The 12,457-nt window shown below is 70.0% G+C and carries 7 protein-coding genes; 5 read left to right on the forward strand and 2 right to left on the reverse strand.

Going from position 1 to position 12,457, the window contains the following annotated elements:
* Positions 1 to 129 precede the first annotated feature (129 nt).
* The 4 genes from recG (at position 130) to A3CU_RS0135900 (ending at position 8,151) form a co-directional block, all read left to right on the forward strand.
* Positions 130 to 2,286, forward strand: a complete 2,157-nt coding sequence (recG, locus tag A3CU_RS0135880) for an ATP-dependent DNA helicase RecG (protein WP_027946291.1) — start codon at positions 130 to 132, stop codon at positions 2,284 to 2,286.
* Positions 2,287 to 2,400: 114 nt separating this feature from the next.
* Positions 2,401 to 2,574, forward strand: coding sequence for a hypothetical protein (locus A3CU_RS53095; protein ID WP_156960732.1), 174 nt, complete (start codon positions 2,401 to 2,403; stop codon positions 2,572 to 2,574).
* A 785-nt stretch (positions 2,575 to 3,359) separates the two neighbouring features.
* Complete coding sequence (locus tag A3CU_RS0135895; RefSeq protein ID WP_027946292.1) at positions 3,360 to 6,740, forward strand: pyruvate carboxylase; 3,381 nt, start codon at positions 3,360 to 3,362, stop codon at positions 6,738 to 6,740.
* Positions 6,741 to 6,864: 124 nt separating this feature from the next.
* Positions 6,865 to 8,151, forward strand: coding sequence for a class I SAM-dependent methyltransferase (locus tag A3CU_RS0135900; RefSeq protein ID WP_027946293.1), 1,287 nt, complete (start codon positions 6,865 to 6,867; stop codon positions 8,149 to 8,151).
* A 232-nt stretch (positions 8,152 to 8,383) separates the two neighbouring features.
* On the opposite strand, the gene A3CU_RS0135905 is transcribed toward A3CU_RS0135900, so the two are convergent.
* On the reverse strand, positions 8,384 to 9,406 hold the full coding sequence (locus A3CU_RS0135905; protein WP_027946294.1) for an LLM class flavin-dependent oxidoreductase: 1,023 nt from the start codon (positions 9,404 to 9,406) through the stop codon (positions 8,384 to 8,386).
* Positions 9,407 to 9,601: 195 nt separating this feature from the next.
* Positions 9,602 to 11,725 (reverse strand): HelD family protein, encoded by a 2,124-nt coding sequence (locus A3CU_RS0135910; RefSeq protein ID WP_027946295.1) that lies wholly within the window; start codon positions 11,723 to 11,725, stop codon positions 9,602 to 9,604.
* A 156-nt stretch (positions 11,726 to 11,881) separates the two neighbouring features.
* Here A3CU_RS0135910 and rsmD point away from each other — a divergent pair, with 156 nt between their 5' ends.
* A complete protein-coding gene (gene rsmD / locus A3CU_RS0135915) occupies positions 11,882 to 12,457 on the forward strand; it encodes a 16S rRNA (guanine(966)-N(2))-methyltransferase RsmD (protein ID WP_027946296.1) in 576 nt (191 codons plus the stop codon).

The following is a 12,457-nucleotide window of genomic DNA, read 5'->3' on the forward strand; positions in this document are numbered from 1 at the left end:
GCTGGGGGCAAGCCCCCAGACCCCCTTATCGCGGCGGCGGGGCGCCCGCATCGAAAACGCGATTGGACATCATGTGCAGCGCCCTGTCGACGCGATCGCGGTCGCGCGCAAAATCGCGAAAGGACGAGCATGACTGTCCTGGCCGACCAACTGGTTCCCGTGTTGGGCAAGAAGACGGCTGCCGCGCTGGCTGAGGCGTTCAACATCACCACGGTCGCCGAGTTGCTGCGCCATTACCCGCGCCGGTATGCCGAACGCGGTGAGCTGACCGACATCGCCGGGCTGGAAATCGGTGAGCACGCCACCGTGCTGGCCCGGATCGAACGGGTCGAGAAGCGCCGCATGCGCAACAAGCCCGGCTATCTCACGGAAATGGTCATCACCGATGGCCACCGGCGGCTTTCCTGCGCGTTCTTCGGACAGAACTTCAAGCGGGAGCGGGAACTGCGGGTCGGCCGGACGGGCCTGTTCGCCGGCAAGGTCAACGCCTTCCGGAAGACGTTGCAGCTGGCGCAGCCGGAATACCAGATGCTCGACGGCGACGACGCGGTCGCCATGGACGATTTCGTCGGCGCGCTCATCCCGGTCTATCCCGCGGCTTCCGGGCTGCCGTCCTGGGTGATCGCGAACTGCGTGCGACAGGTCCTGGGCACGTTGGAGCGCGAAGAGGACCCGATGCCCGCGGAGCTGCTGGCACGGTACGGGCTGATGGAGCTGTTCGACGCCTTGCACACCGTGCATCGCCCGGTGGATCGGGCCGTGTTGGCGACGGCGCAGCACCGGCTCAAGTGGGACGAGGCGATGGCGGTGCAGCTGATCTTCGCGCAGCGCCGGTATTCGGCGGTGTCGCGGCCCGCGCGCGCGTGCCCGCGCAAACCGGGCGGTATCCGTGATGCCTTCGATGAGCGGCTGCCGTTCGAGCTCACCGCGGGCCAGCGCGAAGTGGGGGAGAAGATCGCGGTGGACCTCTCCGGCGAGCACCCGATGAACCGGCTGCTCCAGGGCGAGGTCGGTAGTGGCAAGACCATCGTGGCGCTGCGCGCCATGTTGCAGGTTGTGGACGCGGGGCGGCAGTGCGCGATGCTCGCGCCCACCGAGGTGCTGGCGGCGCAGCACGCCCGTTCGCTGCGCGAGATGCTCGGCGAGCTGGGCGCGGCCGGGGAACTCGGCGCCGCCGAGCAGGCGACGAAGGTGACCCTGCTCACCGGGTCCATGTCCGCGAAGGAGCGGAAGCAGGCGCTGCTGGACGCGGCCAGCGGGGCCGCCGGGATCGTGGTCGGGACGCACGCGCTCATCCAGGATTCGGTGTCCTTCGCCGACCTCGGCTTCGTGGTCGTCGACGAGCAGCACCGGTTCGGCGTCGAGCAGCGGGACGCGCTGCGTTCCCGGGGTGCCGACTTCACCAGCCCGCACGTGCTGGTCATGACGGCCACGCCGATTCCCCGCACGGTGGCGATGACCGTGTACGGCGACCTGGAAACGTCGTCGCTGCGCGAGATGCCGGTGGGGCGCTCGCCGATCGGCACCACCGTGGTGCCGGTCGCGGAGAAACCCGCGTGGCTGGACCGGGTGTGGCAGCGGGTCGTCGAGGAGGTCTCCCGGGGGCACCAGGCGTACGTGGTGTGTCCACGCGTCGGCGACGAGCCCCCGGCGAACAACGGCGGTGACAAGCGACCCGCGCTGGCCGTGCTGGACGTGGCGGCCGAACTGGAGAACGGGCCGTTGTCCCGGCTCCGGCTGGGGGTGTTGCACGGGCGGATGCCCAGCGACGAGAAGGACGCCGTGATGCGGGAATTCACGGCCGGCCGGCTCGACGTGCTGGTCGCGACGACGGTGATCGAGGTCGGCGTGAACGTCCCGAACGCGACCGCGATGGTCATCATGGACGCGGAGCGGTTCGGCGTGAGCCAGTTGCACCAGTTGCGCGGCCGGGTCGGCCGGGGCGACGTGGCGGGCCTGTGTCTACTGGTCACCGAGGCACTCGACGGCACCTCGGCCCGGGACCGGCTGGCCGCGGTGGAGTCCACTACGGACGGTTTCGAGCTGTCCCGTTTGGACCTGGAGCTGCGCCGGGAAGGCGACATCCTCGGCTCGGCCCAGTCCGGCAAGCGATCTGGCCTCAAGCTGCTCTCCCTGCTGCGTGACGAGGACGTCATCGCCGAGGCCCGTGCGCGGGCACAGGAGATCGTCGCCGACGACCCGGCGCTGGGCAACCATCTCGGCCTGGCGCACCTGGTCTCCGCCGTCGTCGACTCCGACAGCGCCGAGTACCTCGAAAAGACGTAGCGCCGGCCCGACCGGGAACCGGTGGCTTGCCCGAGGGTGAAGTAACGCCGGCCCGACCGGGAAACGGTGGCTTGCCCGAGGGTGAAAACGGTCGTGGCGGCCTAGCTTTTCGCCATGAGCGCCACCTTCCTACCGAGACTCCAGGGCGCGTGCCTGGTGATCGGGCCCGTGCTGTTCGCGCTGTCCACGTTCTTCTGGCCGCCCCACGGAAGCTACGGCGCGACCGCCGCCGCGCTGATCGTGATTTCCCTCGTCTTCTCCGACGACCGGGCTCATCGGTGTCCTTGACCGCCTGCGTTCCCGGATGCCGGTGTATTCCGGTCTCCTGCTCCTGGTGTTGGTCTACGGCGCCATCGGGGGGTGCCACGCTCAGCGCGCGCGGCCTGTTCGAGGAGCCGATGCACTGGACGCGCCAGGATTCGTCGGCCGTGTTGTCGGCCTCCGGCCTGGAGTCGAACGTCGTGTAGCTGACGTCACGAACCCACCCGCCCTACCGATCCCGGAACTCGCCCGCCCCAACCCGGAACTCGCCCGCCCCAACCCGGAACTCGCCCGCCGGAACCCGGAACTCGCCCTCCCCAACCCGGAACTCGCCCTCCCCAACCGGGGACACGCCGAGCCCCGGCGTGTCCCCGGTTCAGGCGCGTGTGTGCCCGGTTCAGGTGCGTGTGTTCCGGGTTCAGGCGCGTGTGTTCCGGGTTCAGGTGCGTGAGTTCTCGGTTCGGGTCGGGCACGTCCCTGCGTATCGGGGTCCGCCCCGCTGTTTCCGCTCGCCCTGCTAGGCATCGGGATCGGGCTGGCCAGGACCCGCTCGGTGCCGATGTGGATCTCCGGGCTGATCTGCGCGGTAGGTGTCGCGTTCCCGTTGTCGCGGGTGCCTCGGACCACATGGGCCGGCGCACGTCGTCGACGGAATGATCGTCGTGGCGTTCGCCGGCCTCGCCTACCTGCAGGTAAAAGACTTTTCCGGACAAGGTGGTTAGATCCGTCACGCTCGGTTCAGCTCCCGGTGGGCGCGAACGACGCGGTAACGTCACATACCTACCGATCCGTCGCGTCAGGAAGGACCGGGCATGTTCCGCAAAGTACTCGTCGCTAACCGGGGCGAAATCGCCATCCGCGCGTTCCGCGCCGCCTACGAGCTGGGCGCGGGAACCGTGGCGGTGTTCCCCTACGAGGACCGCAACTCGCTGCATCGCCTCAAGGCCGACGAGGCGTACCAGATCGGCGTGCAGGGCCATCCGGTGCGCGCGTACCTCTCGGTCGACGAGATCATCCGCGCCGCGCGCCGGGCCGGTGCGGACGCGGTGTACCCGGGTTACGGCTTCCTGTCCGAGAACCCGGACCTCGCCATGGCCTGCGAGGAAGCCGGGATCACCTTCGTCGGCCCGAGTGCCGGAATCCTCGAGCTGACCGGGAACAAGGCGCGCGCGGTCGCGGCCGCCCGGGAGGCCGGCGTCCCGGTGCTGGGTTCCTCGGCGCCGTCGCAGGACGTCGACGAACTTGTCGCCGCGGCGGACGAGATCGGGTTCCCGGTGTTCGTCAAGGCGGTCGCCGGGGGAGGTGGCCGCGGGATGCGCCGCGTCGATGACCCCGCGACGCTGCGTGAGTCGATCGAGGCCGCCGCGCGGGAGGCCGAGTCGGCCTTCGGTGACTCGACGGTTTTCCTGGAGAAGGCGGTCGTCGACCCGCGTCATATCGAGGTGCAGATTCTCGCCGACGGCGCGGGCAACGTGATCCACTTGTTCGAGCGGGACTGCTCGGTGCAGCGGCGGCACCAGAAGGTGATCGAGTTGGCGCCCGCACCCAACCTCGACCCGGAGCTCCGGGAGCGCATCTGCGGCGACGCGGTCGCGTTCGCGCGCAAGATCGGCTACCGCAACGCCGGCACGGTCGAGTTCCTGCTCGACCGCGAGGGCAACCACGTGTTCATCGAGATGAACCCGCGCATCCAGGTGGAGCACACGGTGACCGAGGAGGTCACCGACGTGGACCTGGTGCAGTCGCAGCTGCGGATCGCGGCGGGGGAGACGCTCGAGGATCTCGGGCTGTCCCAGGACAAGATCTACCTGCGCGGCGCCGCGCTGCAGTGCCGGATCACCACCGAGGACCCGGCCAACGGCTTCCGCCCGGACACCGGCATGATCAGCGCCTACCGCTCGCCCGGCGGTTCCGGCATCCGACTCGACGGCGGCACCACGTTCTCCGGCACCGAGATCAGTGCCCACTTCGATTCGATGCTGGTCAAGCTCACCTGCCGCGGCCGGAACTTCTCCACCGCGGTGGGCCGGGCGCGGCGGGCGGTAGCGGAGTTCCGCATCCGCGGGGTGGCCACGAACATCCCGTTCCTGCAAGCCGTGCTGGACGATCCCGACTTCCGGGCCGGCCGGGTCACCACATCGTTCATCGAGCAGCGGCCGCACCTGCTCACCGCCCGCAGCTCGGCGGACCGGGGCACCCGGCTGCTGACCTATCTCGCCGACGTGACGGTGAACAAGCCGAACGGGGAGCGGCCCCGGCTGCTCGATCCCGAGGTGAAGCTGCCCCCCGTGCCCAACAACCACAGCGAGCCGCCGGCGGGGTCGAAACAGAAGCTCGTCGAACTCGGCCCGGAGGGTTTCGCCCGCTGGCTGCGGGAGTCGCCGACCATCGGCGTGACGGACACGACGTTCCGTGACGCGCACCAGTCCCTGCTCGCCACCCGGGTCCGCAGCAAGGACCTGCTCGCCGTGGCCCCGGTCATGGCACACACCACGCCGGAGCTGCTGTCGCTGGAGTGCTGGGGCGGCGCCACCTACGACGTCGCGCTGCGCTTCCTCGCCGAGGATCCGTGGGACCGGCTGGCCAGGCTGCGCGCGGCGGTGCCCAACATCTGCCTGCAGATGCTCCTGCGCGGGCGAAACACGGTGGGCTACACCCCGTACCCGACCGAGGTGACCAGCGCCTTCGTCGAGGAGGCCACCGCCACGGGCATCGACATCTTCCGCATCTTCGACGCGCTCAACGATGTCGAGCAGATGCGGCCGGCCATCGACGCGGTGCGGGAAACCGGCACGGCCGTCGCGGAGGTGGCCCTGTGCTACACCTCCGACCTCTCCGATCCGGCGGAGAAGCTGTACACGTTGGACTACTACCTGAAGCTGGCCGAGCAGATCGTGGGCGCGGGCGCGCACGTGCTGGCCGTCAAGGACATGGCGGGCCTGCTGCGGGCGCCGGCCGCGGCGAAGCTGGTTTCCGCGCTGCGCAAGGAGTTCGACCTGCCGGTGCACATCCACACGCACGACACGGCGGGCGGTCAGCTGGCCACGTACCTGTCCGCCATCCAGGCGGGCGCGGACGCGGTGGACGGCGCGGTGGCGTCGATGTCGGGTACGACGTCACAGCCGTCGTTGTCGGCCATCGTCGCCGCCACCGATCACTCGGAGCGGCCGACCGGCCTGAACCTGCACGCCATCGGCGACCTCGAACCGTACTGGGAGATCGTGCGCAAGATCTACGCGCCGTTCGAGGCCGGGCTCGCCGCGCCGACCGGCCGGGTGTACGACCACGAGATCCCGGGCGGCCAGCTGTCGAACCTGCGCACGCAGGCGCGGGCGCTCGGGCTGGGCGACCGGTTCGAGGAAATCGAGGCGATGTACGCCGCCGCCGACAAGATGCTGGGTCACCTGGTCAAGGTGACGCCATCGTCCAAAGTGGTCGGTGACCTCGCGCTGCACCTGGTCGGTGCGGGTGTCTCGCCGGAGAAGTTCGAGGCGGAGCCGAACCGGTACGACATCCCGGACTCGGTGATCGGCTTCCTGCGCGGCGAACTGGGCGACCCGCCCGGCGGCTGGCCGGAGCCGTTCCGTAGCAAGGCGCTGCAGGGCCGCGCCGAGCGCCCGTCCGTTGCCGAGCTGTCCGCCGAAGACCACCAGGCGCTGGCCACCGACCGCCGCGCCGCGCTCAACCGGCTGCTGTTCCCGGGGCCGGCGAGGGAGTTCGAGCAGCACCGGCAGGCCTACGGCGACACCAGCGTGCTGCCCAGCAAGGACTTCTTCTACGGGCTGCGGCCGGGCGAGGAATACTCGGTCGACCTGGAGCCGGGCGTGCGGCTGCTGATCGAGCTGGAGGCGATCGGCCCGGCGGACGAGCGCGGCATGCGCACGGTCATGGCCACGCTGAACGGCCAGTTGCGGCCGATCCAGGTGCGGGACCGCTCGGTCGCCGCGGATCTGCCCGCGGCGGAGAAGGCGGACAAGGCCAACCCGAAGCACATCGCCGCGCCGTTCGCCGGGGTGGTGACGCTTTCGGTGTCCGAGGGCGACCAGGTGGCGGCGGGCGGGACCGTCGCGACCATCGAGGCGATGAAGATGGAGGCCGCCATCACCGCGCCGGTGGCCGGCAAGGTCGCCCGCTTGGCCATCAACTCGGTGCAGCAGATCGAGGGTGGGGACCTGCTCATCGTTTTGGAGTGAGAGATGGTGTTCGCCGATCGAGTGTCTTGAATGACACAGAATGTCCGGCTACCCCCTGAAAGTGTTGCCACAGCGACACTTCAGGGGCGGGCGGGAACGGGCCGGCCGTGTTTGAATTGACCATGTGATCAGCACGCGAGGGGTCGCGGGCGCGTTGGCCGATCTGGTTTCCACAGCGCTTGGCGAAGAACTTCCGATCAGGTTGCGTTGCTGGGATGGGAGCGTGAGTGGCCCGCCCGACGCACACATCCGGCTCACCCTGCGGCATCGCCGTGTCCTGCGCCGGCTGGCCTGGGCACCCAACGAGCTGGGCCTGGCCCGGGCGTACGTCGCCGGGGAGATCGACGTCGAGGGCGATTTCGTGGACGCGCTCAGCGGGCTCCACCGGCTGCTGGCCGGTGGAGCGCTGCGGTCCGACCTCGACTGGGCGGCCAGGCGCGAGATCGCGCGCACCGCGGTGCGGCTGGGCGCGATCGGGCTGCCGCCGAAACCGCCGGCCGAGGAGATCAAGCTCACCGGGCGCATCCATTCACGTGCCCGCGACGCCCGGGCGATCAGCCACCATTACGACGTCGGCAACGACTTCTATGCGCTCGTGCTCGGCCCGTCGATGACCTACTCCTGTGCCCTGTGGGGTGAGGACGTCGAAACGCTCGAGGAGGCCCAGACCGCGAAGGTCGACCTGGTGGCCCGGAAGCTCGGCCTCACCGAGGGCATGCGGGTGCTCGACGTCGGATGCGGCTGGGGCACCTTCGTCATCCACGCGGCGCGTGAGTACGGCGCGCGGGCGATCGGCATCACGCTTTCCCGCGCCCAGGCCGAGTTCGCGCGCAAGCGGGTCGCCGAGGAGGGCCTGTCGGACCGGGTGGAGATCCGGGTCCAGGACTACCGGGAGGTGGCGGACGGGCCGTTCGACGCCATCGCCAGCATCGGCATGGCCGAGCACGTCGGCGCCGCCATGCTGCCGACCTACGCGGGCGCGTTGTTCCGGCTCCTGCGGCCCGAGGGCCGGCTGCTGAACCACGCCATCTCGCGCCACCCGCTGGTGCCGCCGCGTCCGGACAACACGTCATTCATCTCGCGTTACGTGTTTCCCGACGGCGAGCTGGAACCGGTCAGCGTCATGTCCGGGGCGATCGAGGACGCCGGTTTCGAGGTGCGCGATGTCGAGTCGCTGCGTGAGCACTACGGGCGCACGCTCCGGGCCTGGGTCGGCAATCTGGACGCCAACTGGGCCAAGGCGGTGCGCCTGAGTGGTCCCGGGCGGGCGCGGGTGTGGCGGCTGTACATGGCGGCTTCGGCACTGGCGTTCGAAAGCGGCTCGATCGGTGTGAACCAGATCCTCGCGGTCAAGCCCGGCGAATTCGGCTCCAGCGGCATGCCATCCACCCGCACCGCCCTGCTCTCCTAGCCCGGCGCCCGTCGCGCGAGTCCCCCATTCCCGTCGTGCGTGTCCCACGTTCCCGTCGTGCGTGTCCCACGTTCCCGTCGTGCGTGTCCCACGTTCCCGTCGTGTGGGTCCCACGTTCCCGTCGTGTGGGTCCCACACTCCCGTCGTGCGTGTCCCACGTACCGGTCGTGCGTGTCCCACGTACCGGTCTCCCGGAAGGTAGAACTCGCGGGACGGGAGTGTGGGACACGCGCTACGGGAGTGTGGGACTCGCGCCGCTTGGCGCCAGCTCGGCCACCAGATCGTAGGAGCGCAGCCGATCGGCGTGGCCGTGCACCATGGTGGTGACCATCAGCTCGTCGGCGCCGGTGTCGGAGAGCAGCTTTTCCATGCCCTTCCGGACGGTTTCCGGTGCGCCGACGATGGTGCCGCTCAACCGCTCGGCGATCGCGGCGCGTTCCAGTTCGGTGTACGGGTACTCGGCCGCTTCCTCCGGCGTGGGCAACGGGATCGGGCGGTTGCGCCGCAGGCTCAGGAAACTCAGCCCGCTCGGCGCGGCCAGCCATTGCGCGCGCTCGTCGGTCTCCGCGGCCACCACCGCGACGCCGAGCATGAGGTAGGGCTCCGAGAGGGTCTCCGACGGGCGGAAGGACTCGCGATACAGCCGGGCCGCGGGCACCGTGTTCCGCGCGCTGAAATGGTGCGCGAAGGCGAACGGCAGCCCCAGCGCCCCGGCCAGTTGCGCGCTGAAACCGCTCGACCCGAGCAGCCAGAACGGCGGCTTGTGCCCGACCGCCGGAATCGCGTTGACCGCGCGGTCGTCGTCCGGCTCGAAGTAGTTCATCAGCTCCGTGAGCTGCTGCGGAAAGTCGTCGGCCCGCAACGCCGCCATCGAGCCACGCACGGCGAGCGCGGTGCGCTGGTCGGTGCCGGGCGCGCGGCCGATGCCCAGGTCGATCCGGCCCGGGTGGAACGCCTCCAGCATGCCGAACTGTTCGGCGACGATCAGCGGCGCGTGGTTGGGCAGCATGATCCCGCCCGAGCCGACCCGGATCTTCTCCGTCGCATCGGCCACATGGCCGATCAGCACGGCCGTGGCGGAGCTCGCGATTCCGGGCATGTTGTGATGCTCGGCGACCCAGAACCGGTGGTACCCCAGCCGTTCGGTGTGCCGGGCCAGATCGAGCGTGTTGCGCAGCGCGGCACTCGCGTCGCTGCCGCTCGGAATCGGCGACAGGTCGAGCACGGACAGCCGAACGTCACTCAGGGAACTCATGATTCCCTTTAACGCCGGTGGTCCTGTTTTCCTTCCGGGGCAGTGTGATTCAGAACGTGTTCGGGTAGGTGACTTCTTTTCGTCGGCTGCCGGTTGACCACGATGGCGACCCGCCTCCTGGTCCACGTGCAGCGTTGTGGTGTGTCGTCATGCGTGCTTCTCACTCGTGTGGAATAACCCTGGCAAGACACGCATTCACAGCCAGTCGCGGTCGGAGGCGAGCACGGTGAGCTGCTGCGTCGCCCGGGTCAAGGCGACGTAGAGCACCCGGCGGCCGGTGGTCGACTCGGTGATCAGCTCGGTCGGCTCGACGAGCACCACGGCGTCGTACTCGAGGCCCTTCGAATCCAGGCTGCCGACCACCTTGAGCCGCTCGTCGCCGCGGCCCTGCAGCCAGGACGACACCTCGCCGACCCGGTCCATGGCGCAGATCACGCCGACCGTGCCCTCGACGGAGTCCATCAGCTCCTTGGTCGCCGTCCGCACCGCGTCCGGCATGCCGGGCGGCTCGACCATCCGCACGTCCGGCTCGATTCCCGTGGTACGGACCGCGCTGGGCAGCTCGCCTTCTTCGGCGTGGCCGGCGACGACGCGAGCGGCGAGATCGAAGATCTCGGCCGAGTTCCGGTAGTTGGTGCGCAAGGTGTAGCGCCGGTGCTGGGTACGCGATCCGAACGCCTGGTCCCGCGCCTGCGTGGCCTCCTCGGGATACGGCCAGGAACTCTGCACCGGGTCGCCGACCACGGTCCAGCTCGCGTACTTGCCCCGCCGGCCGATCATCCGCCACTGCATCGGGGAGAGGTCCTGCGACTCGTCCACCACGATGTGCGAGTACTCCTCGTAGTGCTCGGGCCGGTGCGGTCCGCGGCCATCGTGGCCGCGGGCGGGTGGCGCGGCGTCGAGCTCGACCGGCTGGCTCCGGCGGCGTCGCTTGGGCGGCGGGCCGAGCAGCAGGCGCAACTCGTCGAGCAGGGCGATGTCCGCGACGGTGTACTCCCGGCCTTCCTCGGCCAGCGATGCACCGAGCAGCCCGGCCTCCTCCGCGGTCAGCAGCCCCTTGGCGGCCCGGCCCAGCCGCCCCGGATCGCCCAGCCACCGCAGGACCTCGCCGGGGTAGAGCACCGGCCACCACACCACGAGGAACCGGTGGAAGTCGATCCGCTCACCCAGTTCGGTGATCAGGTCCTCGCGGTCGGCCGACCGGCCGTCGGCGCGCGCGTTCTCTTCCGCCTTGTCGGCGAGCGCCTCCAGCAGCGTCTCGGCCGCCCGCACCCGGGACCGGTTCGGCGGCCCACCCTGGGTGTGCACCTTGCGGCGGACCTTCTCCAGCTCCTTGGCGTGCAGCCGGAGGACCTCACCCCGGTAGACGATGCGCATTTCGTCCGGCGCCTCGGGCGGGGTTTCGCGCAACGCGCGCTGAAGCACCCGCCGCATGCGCAGCGATCCCTTGACCGCGGCCAGGGGCCCCGGGTCCTGCCGGGTGGCGACCACGCCGTCGAGCACCTCACCCAGCGCGCGTAGCTCGACGTTGGTCTCGCCCATCGAGGGCAGCACGCGCGAGATGTAGTTCGTGAACACGCCGGACGGGCCGACCACCAGCACCCCGGCGCCGCCGAGCTGGCGCCGGTACCGGTAGAGCAGATAGGCGGCGCGGTGCAGGGCCACCGCGGTCTTGCCGGTGCCCGGTCCGCCGGTGATCTCGGTGACCCCGCGCCAGGGGGCCCGGATGACCTCGTCCTGTTCGCGCTGGATGGTGGCGACGATGTCGCGCATCTTCTCGCCGCGCGACCGGCCGAGCGCGGCCATCAGCGCGCCCTCGCCGACGATCCGCATATCGTCTCCGACCGCGTCGGCGATCAGCACGTCATCGTCCACGTCGAGCACGGACTGGCCGGAGCAGCGGATCACGCGCCGCCGGATCACTTCCATCGGATCCTCGGCGGTGGCCTGGTAGAAGGCGGCGGCGGCCGGTGCACGCCAGTCCGTGACGAGGTTGTCGAACTCGGCGTCGCGGATGCCCAGCCGGCCGACGTAGATGGTCTCGCCGCTGGTGTGGTCCAGGCGGCCGAAGACCAGTCCCTCGTACTCGGCGTCCAGCGTCTGCAGCGTCTGGTTGGCGTGGAACACCATCATGTCCCGCTCGAACAGCATGGACGCCTGCTCGAACACGGCTTCGGTCTGCGCACCGTGCCCAAGCTCGTACCCCTTGGTACGCATTGCCTCGGCCTGCGCCCGAAGCTCGGCGAGACGGGTGTACACGCGATCGACGTGGCTTTGCTCGATGGCGATCTCGGCCCGTCTGACCCGAGGTTCCGACACGCAGTGCTCCTACAGCTCACTCGCCGGCAACAGGAAGAACGACTCTACGCCTGAGAAGGCGAACCGAAAGCCGCAGGGTCGGCGACCCCCGAACGCGTCTGGACACGGTACCGGACGGCGGCGTGCGGTGCCGAGGTGCTGCGGGAAGATGGTCCGGTGACCAGGATCGTCGCCGGAACAGCCGGCGGAAGGCGGCTCAAGGTGCCTTCGCAGGGCACGCGCCCCACCTCGGACCGGGTGCGTGAAGCGCTGTTCAGCGCGCTCGAATCACGCGGTGAGCTGCGGGATGCGCGCGTACTCGACCTGTACGCGGGTTCCGGTGCGCTGGGCTTGGAGGCGCTGTCCAGGGGCGCGGCCGAGGCGCTCTTCGTGGAGGTGGACCGCAAGGCGGCGGTGGTGCTGAAGGCCAACATCGCCGGCGTGGGGCTGGGCGGCAGCGTGCGGGTCGGCGCCGTGGAGACGGTGCTGGCGAAGGAAAGGCCCGAGGAGCCCTTCGACGTCGTGTTCGCCGATCCGCCCTACGCACACGACTCCGCGCGGCTCAGCGTGATGCTCACCGCACTCGCCGCGAGCGGGTGGATCGCCGAGCGCGGTCTGGTGGTGATCGAGCGGGCCGGCCGGGACGGCGAGCCCGACTGGCCCGGCGGCTTCGAGCCGCTGCGCGTCATGCGGCACGGGGACACCGCGGTCTTCTGGGCGGAGTTCGTCACGTCACAGGGCCACGGCACGTGA

The organism is Amycolatopsis taiwanensis DSM 45107 (assembly GCF_000519205.1).
Lineage (GTDB): Bacteria > Actinomycetota > Actinomycetes > Mycobacteriales > Pseudonocardiaceae > Amycolatopsis_E > Amycolatopsis_E taiwanensis.

Bases quoted from the DNA above. Each gene is read 5' to 3' on its own strand.
- A3CU_RS0135895 (WP_027946292.1), top strand. From the start codon at position 3,360: ATGTTCCGCAAAGTACTCGTCGCTAACCGGGGCGAAATCGCCATCCGC.
- recG (WP_027946291.1), top strand. From the start codon at position 130: ATGACTGTCCTGGCCGACCAACTGGTTCCCGTGTTGGGCAAGAAGACG.
- A3CU_RS53095 (WP_156960732.1), top strand. From the start codon at position 2,401: ATGAGCGCCACCTTCCTACCGAGACTCCAGGGCGCGTGCCTGGTGATC.
- A3CU_RS0135905 (WP_027946294.1), bottom strand. From the start codon at position 9,406: ATGAGTTCCCTGAGTGACGTTCGGCTGTCCGTGCTCGACCTGTCGCCG.